A 16,951-nucleotide genomic window follows, 5' to 3' on the forward strand; every position below is an offset into this window, starting at 1 on the left:
CCCTCCGGGACCCCCCATGAAACTCCCTCTGCTCGCCCTCGGCCTCGGCCTGCTCGCGCCGGGTGTCGCCGCCGCCGCCTCGTTCGAGTTCGTTCCGGCGCCCCAGGCCGACCTCAACCGCATGTATCGGGTCGACAAGGTCACCGGCGAGGTCACCTCGTGCCAGTACGGCTTGCAGGAAGGCGCCGGCGGCATCGGCCTCACGGTCTGCTTCGCGGCCGGCGAGGGCGCCGGTGCGCAGCCCCCGTCGGAATACGGGCTCGTGGCGACGCGCCACACCCGGGAGGCGGGCGTGTTCCGCGTGAACTACCGCACCGGCGAGATGAGCATCTGCTTCGTGCTGGTGAAGAAGGAGCAGGTCGTCTGCACCCAGCAGACCAACCCGTCGGCCGAGGGGGCCGCCGAGGCGCCGCTCGTCGGCAGCGTCCCGGGCCGGGCCGGCGCGAGCGCGACGCCGCCGCAGGGCGGCAGCCGGTTCTGACGAAGCCTGATCCCACCGGGGGGATCGTCATCCGAATACCGGTCTCGGCCGGTACCGCGGCTTCCCGGCGCGACGGCGGCCATGCTAGGGCGTGCCGCATCCCAACGGGACGGACCGGCACCCTGCGCATGCATCCTTTCGTGAGACCCGACGGCGGGACGTCGTCGTGAGCGGCCCGGACCTGCGCCGCGCGGCCGCCGCCCGCGCCCTCGATCTCGTCGAGCCCGGAATGCGGCTCGGCCTCGGCACCGGATCGACGGCGGCGGCCTTCGTCGCGTTGCTCGGCGCGCAGGTTCGCGACGGCCTCGACGTCGTCGGCGTCCCGACCTCCGAGGCGACCCACGCGGCGGCGACGCGGGAAGGCATCCGCCTCGCGACGCTGGAGGAACTGCCCGAGCTCGACCTGACGATCGACGGGGCCGACGAGGTCGATGCCGATCTCCGGCTGATCAAGGGCGGCGGCGCGGCGCTGCTGCGCGAGAAGATCGTCGCCTGCGCCAGCCGCCGCATGGTGGTGATCGCCGATGCCGCCAAGCGCGTCGGGACGCTCGGCGCCTTCCCGCTGCCGATCGAGGTCAACGTCTTCGGCCTCACGGCGACCCGGCGCGCCGTCGAGGCGGCGATCGCGCGCGCCGGCTGCACGGGTGCGGTCGCGCTGCGCATGGCCCCCGGCGGCGCGCCGCTCACGACCGACGGCGGCCATCACATCCTCGACGCGCGCCTCGGGCGGATCGCCGATCCCGAGCGGCTGTCGGCGCTGCTCTGGTCGGTGCCGGGCGTGGTCGAGCACGGCCTGTTCCTCGGGATCGCCACCGCGGCCATCCTCGCCGAGGACCGCGACGGGCAGGCCGAGATTACCGTGATCGGCAGCCTCGCATAGCTGCATCAGCGCGCCCGACGGCGCCCCGGCGACGGCCTCGGATGCCGGCGCCGGCTCTTCCCCTCGCTTCAGGAATGCCCGGAATGCCCGTCCTCTCCCGCCGCCTCTTCCCCGTGCTGGTCGCGGCCCTAGTCGCCGCTGCGCCCGGCCTCGCCCAGGCCCAGAAGGCTGCGCCTCAGAAGCCCGCCGCGACGCCGGCCGCGCCCGCCGCCCCGGCCACGCGCGGCGCCCCGACGATCGGCGCCAACCATCTCGCGCTCGCCCGCGAGGTGATGCTCAATTCCGGCATCGCGCGCTCGTTCGACTCGATCATTCCGGCCTTCGCCGAGCAGATCAAGCAGCAGACCGTCACCCGCCCCGAGCTGAGCAAGGACCTCGACGAGGTGCTGCAGGGCCTCAACCCCGAGATGGAGCTGCAGAAGCAGCGCATCATCGACACCGCGGCGCGAATCTACGCGAACAAGCTGAGCGAAGCCGAGCTGCAGGACATCGCGGCCTTCTTCCGCTCGCCCGCCGGCAAGCGCTACGTCGAGACCCAGCCTCAGATCCTCGACGAGATGGTGCAGGCGATGCAGACCTGGACCCAGGAAGTCTCGGAATACGTCATGGTCCGCGTGCGCGCCGAGATGGGCAAGCGCGGGCACCAGCTCCAGTAGGCACACGAATCGACCGCGCGGCCGGCCCGTGTCCCCGTCCCGACGTCTTTATGCAGCGGGCGCCGTCGCGCTCGCCGTGATGCCCCTGGCGATGGCGCTGGCCAACCGGTCGAGCCCCCTCGTCGTCGCCATCGCGGCCGTGCTGTTCCTGGCCGGGCGCTGCGTCGAGGATGCCGGCGCGGTCCCGCGCCGCCTCGTCCCGCCGCTCGCGACGCCGGTCGGCCTCGCCGCGCTGGCGTTCCTCGCCTGGTGCGCGCTCACCCTGGCCTGGACGCCGTTCCCCGCGCTGTCGCTGCGGATGGCCGGCGAGTTCCTGCCGACGCTCGTCGCTGCCTACCTCCTCGTCCGCCTCGCGCCGGGGCGCATCCCGGCCTTCGCGGCTCCGCTCGCGGCGGCGATGGTGGTGCTCGCCGGGCTGACCATCGCCGTCGGCCTCGCCACCGGCCTGCCGCTGCAGCGCGCGCTCGGTCAGCGGGTGGCGGAATTCGTCTACAACCGCCCGGCGCTGACCCTCGCCGTCGTCGCCGGCCCGCTCGCCCTGGTGCTGTGGCGGCAGGGCCGGCGGGTTCTCGCCCTCGTCGCCTTGGCCTTCGCGGCCCTCGGCATCCTGCGCTCGGTGAGCGGAGCCGCCGCCATGGGGCTGATCGCCGGCGGGGCGATGTTCGCCCTCGCGCGGCTCGTGCCGGGCCGGCTCGCCGTCGGCGTGGCCGGGCTGAGCCTTGGCCTCGCGGTGGCGCTGGCGCCGGTGGAGGGCGACCTGCTCGATCGCTTCATGCCGGAGGCCGCGCACGAGCGGCTGGTGCATTCCTCGTCGCGCGCCCGCGTCGCCATCGCCCGCAGCTTCGGCGCCGCGGTCGCGGCGGATCCGTGGGTCGGGGCGGGCTTCGGCACCTCCGCCCGCTTCGCCGAGACGCCGGTGGCCCAACGCCTCGATCCCGAGATGCGCACGCTTCTGGCGGTCGGCCATCCGCACAACGCGTTCCTTCAGGTCTGGGCCGAGCTCGGCGTCGTCGGCGCCGTGCTCGTGGCGGCCGTCTCGATGCTGATGCTCGCGCCGGTTGCGGGTTCGGATTCGGCCGAGCGCGCGACGGCGCTCGCCCTGATCGCGGCGGCGGCGGCCATCGCCTTGGTCGAGCACAACACCTGGGCGGCGTGGTGGACCGCCGGCCTCGGCGCTGCCATCACCTGGCTGCGCGATGCCGGGCACCGCACCGCGCAGGCACCCCTTCCCCGGCCCTCGGCCGCGCCCGATCGGACCCCGTCATGACCGACACCTACGACGTCGACCTGTTCGTCATCGGCGGCGGCTCGGGCGGCGTTCGCGCCGCGCGGATCGCGGCCGGCTACGGCGCCCGCGTGACCATGGCGGAAGAGTACCGCGTCGGCGGCACCTGCGTGATCCGCGGCTGCGTGCCGAAGAAGCTGATGGTCTATGCCGGTCGCTTCGCCGACGAATTCGAGGACGCCGCCGGGTTCGGCTGGACCGTCGAGGCACCGCGCTTCGACTGGAGCGTCCTGAAGCGGAGGCGCGACGCCGAGGTGACCCGGCTCGAAGGGATCTACGACGCCAACCTGATCCGCGCCGGGGTCACGGTGGTGCCGGAGCGCGCCGTGATCGAGGACGCGCACACGATCCGCCTCGTCGGCAGCGGCGCGCGCGTGACCGCCAAGGTGATCCTGGTGGCGGTCGGCGCCCATCCGGTGAAGGAACCGGCGGTGCCGGGCGCCGAGCTGGCGATCACCTCGAACGAGGTGTTCGAGCTGGAGACGCTGCCCGAGCGCATCCTGGTGATCGGCGGCGGCTACATCGCCGTCGAGTTCGCCGGCGTGTTCGCGGCCCTGGGCAGCCGGACGACGCTGCTCCATCGCGGCGACAGGCTGCTGCGCGGCTTCGACGACGAGATCCGCGACGCGCTCGGCGAAGCCTACGCCAGGCGGATGTCGCTCAAGCTCGGGCGCACCCTCGCGAAGCTCGAGCGCGTCGCGGGCGGGATCGCCGCGACGCTGGACGACGGCGAGACGATCACGGTCGACCAGGTGCTGATCGCGACCGGCCGGCGCCCGAACGTCGGCGGGCTCGGCCTCGACCGCGTTGGGATCGAGACCGACGCCGCCGGCGCGATCCCGGTCGACGCCTACTCGCGGACCGCGGTGCCCTCCATCTACGCGGTCGGCGACGTCACCAATCGCGCCAACCTCACGCCGATCGCGATCCGCGAGGGCCACGCCTTCGCCGACACGGTGTTCGGCGAGAAGCCGGCCTGCGTCGACCACCGCCTGATCCCGACCGCGGTGTTCTCGACCCCGGAGATCGGCGTCGTCGGCCACAACGAGGACACCGCCCGCGCGATCTTCGGCAAGATCGACGTGTTCAAGGCGAGCTTCCGGCCGATGAAGGCGACGCTGTCGGGACGCGACGAGAAGATCCTGATGAAGGTGCTGGTCGACTGCGCCAGCGACAAGGTCGTGGGCGTCCACATCTTCGGGCACGATGCCGGCGAGATCATCCAGGCGGTCGGCATCGCGGTGACCATGGGCGCGACGAAGGCCGATTTCGACTGCACCATCGCGGTGCACCCGACCGCGTCCGAGGAACTGGTCACCATGCGGGTCCCGCAGGTGACCAAGCATCCCGTCGCCGTCGGCTGACGATCCCGGTCGCGCCGGGTCTCGACGGCGCGGTTTCACGAGCCATATCCGATCGATGGGCAAGAAAGACTCCGGCAAGAAAGACCCCGGCAAGCGCGAGCCGGGCAAGGCCGGCCCGGCCGAGCCGGTGCCGACGGCCGGCGACGCGCAGGCGCGGCGTCAGCGCGTGATCGACGGCCTCCTGGCCGACGCGCTCCGGCCAGCCTTCACCACCACCCTGCCGAGCCGGGACGCGCTGGCGCCCGACATCCAGGGCGCGATCGAGGCGCTGCTGACGAAGGCGGCGGCCCGGCGCAGCCGCTGCCTGACCTACGAGGACCTGGAGGAGGCGCTTCCGCCCCGGGACGTCTCGGCGGAGGACCTGGAAGCGATCTTCTGGATCCTGGCCGAGCACGGCATCGAGGTCGAGGACGGCGAAGGCTGATCTTCGCGGAGGCGGATACGGGACCTGACCCCCGATCCGCCCTGGCCTGCGCCGGCCTCATCTCGCTCCCCGGAAAAAAGCACTCTATAAGCCGCGCTTCGCGCCAGGATTCGGCGTGGAGGAAAGATCGCCGCACGGTGCGGGGGAGTTGTGTGATGGGCGAGCGTTGGACACCGAAGACATGGCGTGACCTGCCGATTCAGCAGGTGCCGGCCTATCCGGATCCGGCCGCCCTCGAAGCGGTCGAGGCCCAGCTCGCGAGCTTCCCGCCCCTGGTCTTCGCCGGCGAGGCGCGCAAGCTCAAGACGGCGCTCGCGCGTGTCTCCACCGGGCAGGCCTTCCTGCTTCAGGGCGGCGATTGCGCCGAGAGCTTCGACGAGCATTCGGCCGACAACATCCGCGATTTCTTCCGCGTGTTCCTGCAGATGGCACTGGTGCTGACCTTCGCCGGCGCGTCGCCGGTGGTGAAGGTCGGGCGCATCGCTGGGCAGTTCGCCAAGCCGCGCTCCTCGCCGACCGAGACGCTCGACGGCGTGAGCCTGCCGAGCTACCGCGGCGATATCGTCAACGGCCTGACCTTCACGGACGAGGCGCGCATCCCGGACCCGCGCCGGCAGCTCGAGGCGTACCGGCAGTCGGCGGCGACGCTCAACCTGCTGCGCGCCTTCGCGACCGGTGGCTACGCCAACCTCGAGAACTCGCACCGCTGGATGCTGGGCTTCGTCAAGGACAGCCCGCAATCGTCCCGCTACGCCGACGTCGCCGAGCGGATGACGGAGGCGCTCGACTTCATGCGCGCCATCGGGATCAATCCCGAGACGCACCAGGAGGTGCGGACCACCGACTTCTATACCAGCCACGAGGCGCTGCTGCTCGGCTACGAGGAGGCGATGACCCGCGTCGATTCGACGACCGGCGATTGGTACGCCACGTCGGGCCACATGCTGTGGATCGGCGACCGGACGCGCCAGCCCGATCACGCCCACGTCGAGTACGCCCGAGGCATCTGCAACCCGATCGGCCTGAAGTGCGGGCCGTCGATGGAGGCCGACGGCCTGATCCGGCTCGTCGACAAGCTGAATCCCGGCAACGAGGCCGGTCGGCTCAGCCTGATCTGCCGGTTCGGGGCGGACAAGGTCGGCGAGCATCTTCCGCGCCTGGTTCGCGCGATCGAGCGCGAGGGGCGCAGCGTCGTGTGGGTCTGCGATCCGATGCACGGCAACACGATCTCGGCCGGCCGCTACAAGACGCGCCCGTTCGAGCGGGTGATGCAGGAGATCGAGGGCTTCTTCGGCGTCCATTCCGCCGAAGGCACCATCCCGGGCGGCATCCACCTGGAGATGACCGGCAAGGACGTGACCGAATGCACGGGCGGCGCCCGCGCGCTGACGGCCGACGACCTCCAGGATCGCTACCACACCTACTGCGACCCGCGCCTCAACGCGGAGCAGGCCCTGGAAGTGGCGTTCCGCACGGCCGAGCTGGTCAAGCGCGGCCGGACGGTGATCGAACGCCCGCGCCTCGACGCGGCGGAGTAGGACCGCCGGTCCGCGACTCGACCGATCGAATCCACGTCGGCCGAACCGGGCGGCGTGGATCAGGCGATCGCCCGCGCCGCGCCGTTCCAACGGGTGATCAGGGCGGGCAGCTCGACCGAGGGAACCGGTCGGCTGAACAGGTAGCCCTGGACCTCGTCGCAGCCCTCGGCTCGCAGCTTGGATAGCTGCGCCTCGGTCTCGACGCCCTCGGCCGTCGTGGTCATCCGCAGGCTGGCGCCCAGGCCGATCACCGCACGGACGATGAACTCGGTCCCGTTCTCGGCGCACAGGTCACGCACGAAGGATTGGTCGATCTTGATCTTGTCGAAGGGGAAGCTGCGCAGGTAGCTCAAGCTCGAGTAGCCGGTGCCGAAATCGTCCATCGAGACGCGGGCGCCGAGCATCTTGAGATTGTGCAGGATCGCCGTCGTCGCGCCGGGGTTGGCGACCAGCACCGATTCGGTGATCTCCAATTCGAGGTGCTGGCCGGGCAGGCCGGTGCGCTGCAGGGCCTCGCGCACGGCGGTGATCAGGCTCGCGGAGGTGAATTGCACCGCCGAGACGTTCACGGCGACCTTCAGGCCCTCGGGCCAGCGGGCGGCCTCCTCGCAGGCGCGGTGCAGCACCCATTCGCCCAGCGGCACGATCAGGCCGAGCTCCTCGGCGACGGGGATGAACTCGACCGGCGACACCCATCCGCGCACCGGGTGGTTCCAGCGCAGCAGCGCCTCGAAGCCGCAGATCCGGTCGGCGTTGAGGCAGTAGATCGGCTGGTAGTGGACCTCGAAGGCTTCGTTGGCGACCGCCTCGCGCAGGTCGACCTCGAACAGCCGGCGTGCCTGCAGGCGCGCATCCATCTCCGGCTCGAAGAACCGGAACGATCCGCGGGCGTCGACCTTCGACCGCGCCAGCGCGACGTCGGCGTTCATCAGGAGCTTCTCGCAGCTCGTGCCGTCGTACGGCGCCAGGGTGATCCCGAGGGTGACGCCGAGGGTCACCGTGTGGCTCGACAGGACGAAGGGCGCGCCCAGCACCTCTACGAGGCGGCGGGCGAGCACGGCGGCATCCTCGGCGGTGTCGATCCCGCGCTGCAGGATCGCGAACTCGTCGCTGCCGAGGCGGGCGCAGCTGTCGATCTCGCGGATGCAGGCGCCGATCCGGTTGGCCGCGGCCTGCAGCAGCTCGTCGCCGACCACGTGGCCGAGGGTGTCGTTCACCGGCCGGAAATCGTCGAGATCGAGGCAGAACACGGCAAAGCCGGTGCCGCGCCCGGCCTGCGCGATCGCGGCGTCGACCTGCTCGCTGAACAGGATCCGGTTCGGCAGGCCGGTGAGGGTGTCGTGGTGGGCGAGATAGGCGATCCGCGCCTCGGCCTGGCGCCGCTCGGTCACGTCGTCGTAGGTCGCGACGAAGCCACCATCGGCGGTCATCCGCTGCTCGATGGCGACGACCCGGCCGTTGGCGAGTTCCTGGAAATGGGTGCGCTGGCGGCTCGTCCCGAAGATGCAGGCGGCCTCGCGCAGCATATCGGCGAGGGTCGAGCCCGGATGGTGGCCGGCGCCGAGGCTGCATTGGAGCACCGCTTCGGCCGACATGCCCGGCACGACCGAACCGGGCGGCAGGTTGTAGATCTCGGCGTAGCGCCGGTTCACCACCATCAGGCGGTGGTCGGCATCGTACAGGCACAGGCCCTGGCTCATGTTGTCGAGCGCCGCGTCGAGGCGCAGGTTCGTCTGCGTGAGCCCGGCCTCCTGCTCCTTCAGGACGCTGATGTCGCTGCACACGGCGACGAACCCGCCCTCCTGCGTGGCGCTGCGGCTGACGCGCAACCAGCGGCCGTCGGCGAGCAGGACCTCGCCATCGCACGACAGGGTCCGCGCGCAGTCGATCATCGGGGCCGGCGCGTCGATCTCGCCGTTGGCGAGCGCGATCACCGACGATCCGACCTCGACGGCCGAGCGCAGGCCGCTGAAGAACTCCAGCGCCTGGGCGTTGGCCAGAGCGATCCGCCCGTGGGCGTCGACGACCACGACGCCTTCGCGCGAGCTTTGGAGCGCGTCGGCCAGCAGTGCCTCGGCGGAGCGGCGCTGGCTGACCTCGCGCTCCATCATCGCCTGGATGTTGTCGCGCATGGTCGCCATGGCCCGCAGGAGCGCACCCAGCTCGTCGCGGCCGCCGGTCGGCACCGCGTCGTCGAGGCGGCCGGCCGCGATCCGCTCTGCGACCGCCGAGGCCGAGGCGAGCGGGCCGATGATCCGGCGGTTCAGCAGGTAGGCGACGAAGCCGGACAGGATCAGCGCCACCGCCATCGCGATCACGTTGAAGCGGATCTCCTGCGCGACGACGGTCCGGGCGGTCTGGCGGAAGACGAAACCGTCGCCGGCGGTATAGTTGACCAAAAGCTCGATCTGCCCGTCGACGATGCCGGCCTGGCGGTCGAGGGCGTCCCAGGCGGCGCTCTTGCCGGTCGATCCGTCGAGGCCGTGGCGCATCGACTCCCAGAGCTCCACGCCCTCCTGGACGGCCTTGGCCGAACGGATCACACGGTCGGATTGCGAGCGCTCGACGGCGATCCCGAGGTCGTCGGAGAGCGTCGCGGCGAGCTCGTTGATCTCGGCATCGAGCTTGGAGGCGGCCGCCGGATCGCCGGTCACCATGCGCCGGGCGAAGGCGGAGCGCATCTTGGCGAAGTCCGCTGCCGCGGCCCGCGCGTAATTGATCGACATTAGCGATTCGTCGTAGGTGCGGTTGACGAGCTCGCCCGCATCCTGAAGGCCCCGGATCGCGTAGAGACCGAGCGCGCCGGTGATCAGGCTCATGGTCAGGAACGCCAGGAGGATCCGGCCACGGATGGTCACCCGCGCATCCACCATGCGCGGCATCCCGCTCGTTGCCGAGCGTGGCCTCCTATTCGGTCCGGTCCCATTCCATCGCATCGAGACGTAACTTCTTTCTGCCCGCGCTCGGCCAAGTTAAATGCGAAATGTTAAGGCGCCATTAGCCGGTGCACCGCGTATCGGCGGCTGGATCGGGCACCGAGGATCGCACCGAAGCCCGATGCAACGCTGCAGTTACGTTGTGGAGCACGCGAAAGCCGCCGTCGACATCAGCAGAATCTTAACCACGGCCGCGCAACCATGAGGCGTTATCTTCGAGGACGCCATGCCCAACCTCAGGGAATCGGTGATCGGCCGCGCGAGCCCACGCTCGGCCCCACGCTCCGTCGCCGGCACGGCGGCGGCGCTGGTCGCGGGCGTTCTGGCAGGCATGGCCTTCGTCGGCCGGCTGGAAGCGAGCGGTCACCTCGTGTCGCAGAAGGGCCGGGCGTTCCAGCCCAACAGCCTCGTCGTCACCCGCGGCGACACGATCACCATCGTCAACGACGACAGCGACCTGCTCCACCACATCTACATCGAGTCGGACGCCTTCAACTTCGATTCCGGCGATCAGGTCCCGGGCAGCCGCACGCCGGTGACGTTCGAGAAGAACGGCACCTTCCTCGTGCTGTGCGGTATCCACCCGAAGATGAAGCTCATCGTCCGGGTGAACTGAGGGCCCTCAGCGCGCCGCCGCCTGGACCGGCTTGGCCTCGCCAGGGCCGCCATCGCGCTTGATCCGCTGGCCGTCGCGAAGGTCGGCCGGCGGCCCGAGCACGATCCGCTCCTGCCCGGTCAGGCCCTGGTCGATCTCGATCGTCGTCCCGAAATCGCGCCGGATATGCACCGAGCGCCACTCGGCCCGGTCGTCGTCTCCGACGACCACGACCTGGGTGCCCGCCTGGTTGAACACCAGGCCCTCGGCGGGAACGATCACCGCCGGCTCAGGACGCGGAATCTGCAGGGTCACGTAGACGTAGAGGCCGGCGCGCAGCGTCCCGTCGGGGTTCGGCACGTCGACTTCCGTCGTCAGGGTGCGCGACGCGGTCAGCAGCGCCACCGAGCTGCGCTCGACCCGGCCCGAGAAGGTGCGGTCCGGAATCTGCGGCACCTTGATCGTGGCGACGACGCCCTTCCTAACGCCGATCGCCGCGTTCTGCGGCACGTTCACGCTGATGCGCAGGATGTCGTCGCGATCCATGCCGAGCAGCGCCGTGCCGCTGCCGTCGGCCTTGACCAGGTCGCCGACGTCGACGCTGCGGGTGGTGACGACCCCGTCGAAGGGGGCGACCACGTCCTTGAAGCTGGTGAGCGCCTTGAGGCGGTCGACGGTCGCGTCCTGCGCCTTGATGTTGGCCTCGGCGACCTTCACCCCGGCTTCCGCGGCCGCGAGGGAGGCGCCCTGGCTCAGCACGCCCGCCTGCGAGTTGTCCGCGTTCTGGCGCGAGGCCCAGCCCTGCGTCGCCAGCGTCGAGGTGCGGTTGTTGGTGAGGTTGGCGAGATTGACGTTGGCGCGCGCCTGGTCGACCTGCGCCTTCGCCTGAAGCAATTGCGCCCGCATCTGCCCGGCCTGCGCCTCGGCCTGAGCGAGCTGCTGGTCGAGCTCGGGCGCCGCGATCCGCAGCAGGATGTCGCCGGCCTTGACGCGCGACCCGATGTCGACGCGGCGCTCGGCGATGTAGCCGGTCGCGCGGGCGAAGATCGCGGCGCGGGCGAAGGCCTGGGTATCGCCGGGCAGGGTCAGGTCGACCGGCTTGTCGCTGCGCTCGACCGCGGCGACGCGCACGGCCGGCACGGTCTCCCGCACCTTGCGCTGCGTCTCCGTGGCGGCGGCGGCCTGCTTCCAGTGCCCGTAGCCGCCCCAACCGAACAGGCCGGCCGCCACCAGGCCGACGAGGACGAACGGGCGCTTGCCCGGCGGCGGGGGAACGTCGCTGACCGCGGCGTGGGGCTTCATGATGCGCTCGCCTTCAACCGGCAGCAACGATGCCGATGCGACCTCGACGATAGCCGGCATCGCGCTTGGAGCCTAGCGGTTGCGGTGCCGCATCGCCGACGATCACGCCGTCACCACATCGCGGCAAAGGCGTGGAATGCCAGAACGTCTCCCGGATCGATCCGGCCGAGATGGTCGGGCACGTCGGCGAAGCCGTCGCTGCCGGTGAGCGAGGTGATGGTGCCCGAGCCGCGTCGCGGGAACAGCGTCGCCTCGCAGGCCCCGTCGGCGGCTCGATGCACGCAGACGCGCAGGAACTCGCGCCGACCCGGCTTTCGCGACAGCGCGAAGGCGGCCCGCACGGGCATGCCCCTGGGCTCCGTATGGACCGCGCCGCCGAGGCGATCGAGAAGCGGCCGGACGACGAAGGCGAGGGTGACGAAGGCCGCGACCGGATTGCCGGGCAACCCGACGAACGGCGTGCCGGCGACCACCCCCATGGCGACCGGGCGTCCGGGCTTGATCGCCAGCCGCCAGAACGCGAGCGATCCCGCGGCGGCGACCGCGTTCTTCACGTGATCCTCCTCGCCGACCGAGACGCCGCCCGAGGTGAGGATCAGGTCGTGCCCCTGCGCCGCCTCGCGCAGGCGTGCGGCGAGCACATCCGGGTCGTCGCGTAGGATGCCGAGGTCGCGGGCATCGGCCCCGAGCCGCCGCAGCAGCGCGATCAGCATCACGCGGTTGCTGTCGTGGATGCCGGACGCCGCGCGCGCGCCGCCGGGCTCCGTCAGCTCGTTTCCCGTGGAGAACACCGCGACGCGCAACGCCCGCCGCACGGGAATGGCGTCGCGTCCGATCGCGGCGGCGAGCGCCAGATCCTGCGGTCGCAGCCGACGGCCGGCGGGGATCGCGACGCTGCCTCGCGCGATGTCCTCGCCCGCCGGGCGACGATTGGCGCCGCGGACGATGCCGGACGGCAGCACGACGCCCGCGGGCGTGACCTCGACGTCCTCCTGCATGACCACCGTGTCGGCACCATCCGGCATCGCCGCGCCGGTGAAGATCCGGTCGGCGGCGCGCGCGGAAAGCGCCGACGGCGCGGCGCCGGCCGGCAGGCGCCCGCGGACCGGCAGCAGCGTCGATCCGGTCTCGGACAGGTCGGAGAAGCGCACCGCGTAACCGTCGACCGCCGAATTGTCGAAGGGCGGGACGTCGATCGCCGCCGAAACATCCTCGGCGGCGATGCGCCCGTCGGCCTGCGACAGCGGAACGGATTCCACGCCGGCCACCACGGGGAGCCGCGACAGGATCATCGCCGTCGCCTCGGCGACGGTCATCACCGGCACCGACGGATCGAAGCAGTCGTCGCTGAGGCGCGTCATCGTGCGCCGCGCCCGTGCCGCCCCTCTGGCGGTGCCGAACCGGATCGTGCGGATGAAGCAGGTGCTGCGCGAGGCGTCACGGGCGGCCGATGGATCGATGGGTGTCGGGCTTGCGGCATCGCGGCCGGCCGATCAAGCCCCGCTGAAACCAAACGGCGTTCCCGACGTAGGGGAACCGCGAGCCGGGCGCATGACGTTTCGCGGGCAGGACGATCCGCATGCGTAGTCGGCCGGCGACGATCTACGTAACCCGCGACCGCATGGTGCGTTGCAAAAAGATATGCGAGATTCGTCCTAGGCAAACGCGTGATCATTCGTCGATTCGGATATCGCACCGGGCGATCGTTCGTCTCGAAGACACCTTCACCTCGTCAGATCGATATCATGGCCGGACACGGAAACATTCAGATACGGACTGGCGTCGCGCGCGTGATTGCTGCACGGTGCCGCGCGCTCTCCGACCGTCGGGGACGCGGCGCATGAGGCTTCCGAAGATCGGACGCTTCGGTCGGCGCTTCGCCGTGATCCTGTCCGGCGAACTGATCCAGAGCCTGTTCCACTTCGTCCTGAACATCGTGCTCGTGCGGGAGCTCGGCGCCCACGGGTACGGCCTGTTCGCGATCGTGTTCACGATCGGCGCCGTCGGCGTCACGTATATCCGGGCCCTCGTCGCAGTGCCGGCGACGCTCTTTCTCGCGCGCAGTTTCGGCCGCCCGGCGGAACGCGGCCACGACATGGTGTTCGGCTCCGGAGCGACCGCCGTCGCGCTGCTGATGGCCGCCGCTGTGTCGGTCGGGCTCGCGCCGGTGCTCGGGGTCACGGCGCTCGCCGGCGGCGCCTTCGTCGGGCTCTACGCCTTCCGCAGCTACCTGCGGATCGTGCTGCTGGCGCGCCGCGCACCCTGGGTCGCGGGCGCGAGCGACATGGTCTATTCGGCCTGCGGGCTGGCGCTCGTCGTCTTCCTCCATGCCGGCGACGACGCCCTGCTCGAGCACGCCTTCCTCGGCATCGCGGCCGCGCACGCGGCCGGGATCGCCGTGGCGTTGGCGGCGATCGGGCGACCGGTCCGGGTCTCGTTCCGTGCCAGCGTGCGGCGGCGCTACCTGGAGATCTGGCGCACGCTGGCCTGGTCGCTGCTGGGCGTCACCGGCACGACTGTCCAGGGCCAGGGGCTGACGCTGCTGTTCGCGCTGCTGGCCGGGCCCGCGGCCTATGCGCCGATCGCCGCGACTTTGGTGCTGTTCGCGCCGCTGCGGATCCCGACCAACGCCCTCAACAACATGGTCCTGCCGGAGATCTCGGCGTTGCTCGCCGCGGGCCGCCGGCGCGAGGCGCGGCGCCTCGTCGTGCGCAGCACGGCCCTGATCGGCCTCGCCTGCCTCGCCTACGGGGTCGCGATGTGGACGGCGCTGCCGATCATCGAGCGGCACCTGTTCAACGGGCGCTTCGCAAGCGAGCCGATGGCCGCGATCGGTTTCGGCGTCTGGTGCGTGGTGACGATCGCGCTGCTCTACGCCATCCCGCGGGCGTTCCTCGAAGCGTCCGCCGCGTTCCGGGTGATCGCCGCAGGCGCCCTGGTCAGCGCCGGCATCGGCTTCCTGATCATGGTGCCGCTGCTGCTCACCCTGGCGCCGCCCTTCGCGCTGATCGGCCTCGCGGTGTCGGAATGCGTCACCGCGTTGTGGTCGGCGAAGGCGTTCCGCGACCGGTCCCGCCATCCCGACGGGCGGGTGCGCGAGGCCGCCGACCGCTTCGCGGCCGGCACGTCGGCACCGGCGGCCGCCGCCTGAACGGACGCCGGCGTTCCGGGTTCAGGCGGCTTCGCTCGCCGCTGCAACCTGCGGCGGCGGCGTGCCGCTGCGGCGGCGCATGTCGCGGACCACGAGGTTCCAGGAATCGAGCATCATCGCGGCGGCGCCCGGCAGCGTCCTGCGGCCCATGAAGGCGTCGAGCGTGACGCTGGTGGTGGCGAAGCGGCTCTTGAACGCCTCGGCCCCGCAGAGGAAGTCGACGGTGTGCAGCCCCTGGTCGATCGACCACTGGATGTAATCCATCATCAGCACCATGCCGGGCGAGCCGCGCTCGAACGCCGGATCGTAGGTGGTGACGAAGGCCATCATCGTGCCGGCCTGGACGAAGTTGATCGACACCGCGACGATGACGCCGTCGCATTCGAGCACGAAGGCGCGCAGCAGGCCGGTCTCGGCCAGCACCCGCACCAGGGCGGAGAGCGCGGGCGACCCCTCGTCGTAGAGGTTCGATTCGAGCTGGTTGCCGGCGAGCCACTTGCGCTTCAGGTCGGCGAGCCGCAGCAGCACCGGCTCCATCGGCGCGTCGGGCGGCAGCAGGCGGAAGCGCAACGGACCGGATTCGCCGATGAACTTCTGGCCGCGGCGATAATTCTGACGGGTCTTCTTCGATTGCGCCGCGACCCAGGCCTCGCCCGTCGGCCAATCGCCGGCGACGCGGAAGCTGACATCGCTGCGATGGTTCGGCCGCAGGCGCACGCCGGCCGCCTGGCTCGGATCGAGCAGCGCCCGTGCCTTCGCACCCGGAAGCAGGCGGTTCAGGTAGACCAGGTCGAACCCGCCGGCGGCGGAGAGATGCGCCCACATCTGCCGCACGAACCCGGGATCGTCGCCGGCCAGGAGGGCGTCGCCGTAATCGGTGTGGTCCTTGGCCGCCCATTCGAGCAGGCGCAGCCCCTTCCGCCGGCAGGTCGCCATCGGCAGCACCGCGACCAGGGCGTCGCCGCGCCAGGCCAGCACGATCTGCAAGGCGCGCCGCTCCCGATCCGGCACCGTCGCCCACCATGCGGCGATCCAGGCCTGGCTCTGGAACACCAGTGCACCGGACTCACGCCACAGGGCGGTCCAGGCCGGGCCGACCTCGGCGAGCCGATCGCCCGTGCGGACGATCTCGAAACGCTCCGAGCTCACGGCCGCGACCCTTCCCGGGCCTGGATCGGGGCGGCGCGACGCGGCTTCAAGCGGCGCTTGACGACCCGCCACATCTTCTTGAGCGGCAGGATGTAGAGGCCGTTCAGCGACTGGTAGTCGCGCACGTCGCGGTCGACGAGGCCGAACTTGAAGCTCTCGTTCGGCTCGGGAACGCACAGGGTTCCGAAGACCCGATCCCAGAACGAGAACAGCAGCCCGAAGTTCTTGTCGTAGTGGCGCGGGTTGGTGCTGTGGTGCAGCTGGTGCCAGTGCGGGCACAGGATCAGGTTGTTGAGCTTGCCGAACGAGATCTTGAAGTGCGTGTGCCGGACGAAATCCATCATCAGGATGTTGCGCATGATGTAGACGTTGACGCCGAACACCGTGACCTCCACCGGGTTGAGTGCGATCAAGGTCCACAACCCGAAGCAGATGCCGGGGATGACGCCGTCCCAGGCGCGGTTCATCAGCTCGTCGAGCGGGTGGACGCGATCCTTGGTGATGCCGACCATCACCTCGGCCGAGTGGTGGACCTTGTGCAGCTCCCACAGGAACGGGAACCGGTGCTGGGCGGTGTGATACAGGTAGTAGGAGATGTCGTAGGCGAGCAGCATGGTTACGGTGAAGACGATCACCGTGATCGGGCCCGGCGACCCGCCCATCAGCGGCGCATCGATGCCGAACATCGTGCCGACGATCTTGTTGGTCCCGTAGCCGACCGCGACGACGAAGGTCACGCCCGCCGGGATCAGCAGGAACGGCATGATCGCCTTGCGGGTGATGTAGAACAGCAGGTCGGCGCGCGCGGACGGGTGGGTGATCACCTCGTGCGGCAGCAGGAACTCGAAGAACTCTGCGAAGGACTTCTCCTCGACGGTCCGCCAATAGGCGATCACGGCGCAACCGAGGGCGGTCGCGAGCAGGAGGCCGGCGGCGAGGAGGTTGGCGGCCGAGATCCGATCGAGGATCTGCTCGATGAAGGTGCTGATCATATCCCATCTCTCATGCCCGTGCCGGCCATGGGGCCGAAAGCGGGTCGAAGCACGGAAGACCGGAGCGCGAACGCGATCCGGCGAGATCGTGTGAGTGTGGCAACCGCAGGCGCGATGTGCAGTGGATGAGGAACAGCAATACCGCGTGCGGTCGAACGATGGAACAACGTCCGCCGAAACGATCGCAGGAGAATACTT

Annotated in this window: 15 protein-coding genes; 10 read left to right on the top strand and 5 right to left on the bottom strand. The window is 70.7% G+C overall.

Features of this window, described 5'->3' with window-relative positions; translation table 11 throughout:
* Positions 1 to 16: 16 nt before the first annotated feature.
* The 7 genes from ACFZ8E_RS08540 (at position 17) to ACFZ8E_RS08570 (ending at position 6,628) form a co-directional block, all read left to right on the top strand.
* Entirely contained in the window at positions 17 to 481 is a 465-nt protein-coding gene (locus ACFZ8E_RS08540) for a hypothetical protein (protein WP_147842870.1), read from the top strand.
* A 166-nt stretch (positions 482 to 647) separates the two neighbouring features.
* Positions 648 to 1,361 carry a ribose-5-phosphate isomerase RpiA gene (gene rpiA, locus ACFZ8E_RS08545; protein WP_405042592.1) on the top strand — a complete coding sequence of 238 codons (714 nt, stop codon included), beginning with the start codon at positions 648 to 650 and terminating at the stop codon, positions 1,359 to 1,361.
* Positions 1,362 to 1,444: 83 nt separating this feature from the next.
* Entirely contained in the window at positions 1,445 to 2,017 is a 573-nt protein-coding gene (locus tag ACFZ8E_RS08550) for a DUF2059 domain-containing protein (RefSeq protein ID WP_405042593.1), read from the top strand.
* 79 nt (positions 2,018 to 2,096) lie between these two features.
* A complete protein-coding gene (locus ACFZ8E_RS08555; protein WP_147858168.1) occupies positions 2,097 to 3,284 on the top strand; it encodes an O-antigen ligase family protein in 1,188 nt (395 codons plus the stop codon).
* A complete protein-coding gene (gene gor, locus ACFZ8E_RS08560; protein ID WP_405042594.1) occupies positions 3,281 to 4,666 on the top strand; it encodes a glutathione-disulfide reductase in 1,386 nt (461 codons plus the stop codon). Before ACFZ8E_RS08555 ends, gor begins: the two co-directional genes overlap by 4 nt.
* Positions 4,667 to 4,721: 55 nt before the next feature.
* Positions 4,722 to 5,090: an RNA polymerase sigma factor region1.1 domain-containing protein gene (locus ACFZ8E_RS08565; protein ID WP_147842866.1), complete on the top strand. Its 369-nt coding sequence runs from the start codon at positions 4,722 to 4,724 to the stop codon at positions 5,088 to 5,090.
* A gap of 155 nt (positions 5,091 to 5,245) precedes the next feature.
* Positions 5,246 to 6,628, top strand: a complete 1,383-nt coding sequence (locus ACFZ8E_RS08570; RefSeq protein WP_147727864.1) for a class II 3-deoxy-7-phosphoheptulonate synthase — start codon at positions 5,246 to 5,248, stop codon at positions 6,626 to 6,628.
* Between the two features lie 59 nt (positions 6,629 to 6,687).
* Here ACFZ8E_RS08570 and ACFZ8E_RS08575 read toward each other — a convergent pair whose 3' ends face one another.
* Positions 6,688 to 9,510, bottom strand: a complete 2,823-nt coding sequence (locus tag ACFZ8E_RS08575; RefSeq protein ID WP_405042595.1) for an EAL domain-containing protein — start codon at positions 9,508 to 9,510, stop codon at positions 6,688 to 6,690.
* A 280-nt stretch (positions 9,511 to 9,790) separates the two neighbouring features.
* On the opposite strand from ACFZ8E_RS08575, the gene ACFZ8E_RS08580 reads away from it, so the two are divergent.
* Positions 9,791 to 10,180: a plastocyanin gene (locus tag ACFZ8E_RS08580; RefSeq protein ID WP_313898921.1), complete on the top strand. Its 390-nt coding sequence runs from the start codon at positions 9,791 to 9,793 to the stop codon at positions 10,178 to 10,180.
* 6 nt (positions 10,181 to 10,186) lie between these two features.
* Here ACFZ8E_RS08580 and ACFZ8E_RS08585 read toward each other — a convergent pair whose 3' ends face one another.
* Positions 10,187 to 11,461 (bottom strand): efflux RND transporter periplasmic adaptor subunit, encoded by a 1,275-nt coding sequence (locus ACFZ8E_RS08585; RefSeq protein WP_405042596.1) that lies wholly within the window; start codon positions 11,459 to 11,461, stop codon positions 10,187 to 10,189.
* 110 nt (positions 11,462 to 11,571) lie between these two features.
* On the bottom strand, positions 11,572 to 12,822 hold the full coding sequence (gene glp, locus ACFZ8E_RS08590) for a gephyrin-like molybdotransferase Glp (protein ID WP_405042597.1): 1,251 nt from the start codon (positions 12,820 to 12,822) through the stop codon (positions 11,572 to 11,574).
* A 52-nt stretch (positions 12,823 to 12,874) separates the two neighbouring features.
* Between glp and ACFZ8E_RS08595 the strand changes: the two genes are divergently transcribed.
* The gene (locus ACFZ8E_RS08595) at positions 12,875 to 13,048 is read left to right on the top strand and encodes a hypothetical protein (protein WP_243933309.1); all 174 of its coding nucleotides are present in this window, start codon (positions 12,875 to 12,877) and stop codon (positions 13,046 to 13,048) included.
* A gap of 253 nt (positions 13,049 to 13,301) precedes the next feature.
* A complete protein-coding gene (locus ACFZ8E_RS08600; protein WP_147858165.1) occupies positions 13,302 to 14,612 on the top strand; it encodes a hypothetical protein in 1,311 nt (436 codons plus the stop codon).
* A gap of 21 nt (positions 14,613 to 14,633) precedes the next feature.
* On the opposite strand, the gene ACFZ8E_RS08605 is transcribed toward ACFZ8E_RS08600, so the two are convergent.
* A complete protein-coding gene (locus ACFZ8E_RS08605) occupies positions 14,634 to 15,761 on the bottom strand; it encodes a GNAT family N-acetyltransferase (RefSeq protein ID WP_405042598.1) in 1,128 nt (375 codons plus the stop codon).
* Positions 15,758 to 16,753 carry a sterol desaturase family protein gene (locus tag ACFZ8E_RS08610; RefSeq protein ID WP_405042599.1) on the bottom strand — a complete coding sequence of 332 codons (996 nt, stop codon included), beginning with the start codon at positions 16,751 to 16,753 and terminating at the stop codon, positions 15,758 to 15,760. The genes ACFZ8E_RS08605 and ACFZ8E_RS08610 overlap by 4 nt, the downstream gene beginning before the upstream one ends.
* Between the last annotated feature and the right edge of the window lie 198 nt (positions 16,754 to 16,951).

Source organism: Methylobacterium sp. HMF5984, from assembly GCF_045033435.1.
Lineage (GTDB): Bacteria > Pseudomonadota > Alphaproteobacteria > Rhizobiales > Beijerinckiaceae > Methylobacterium.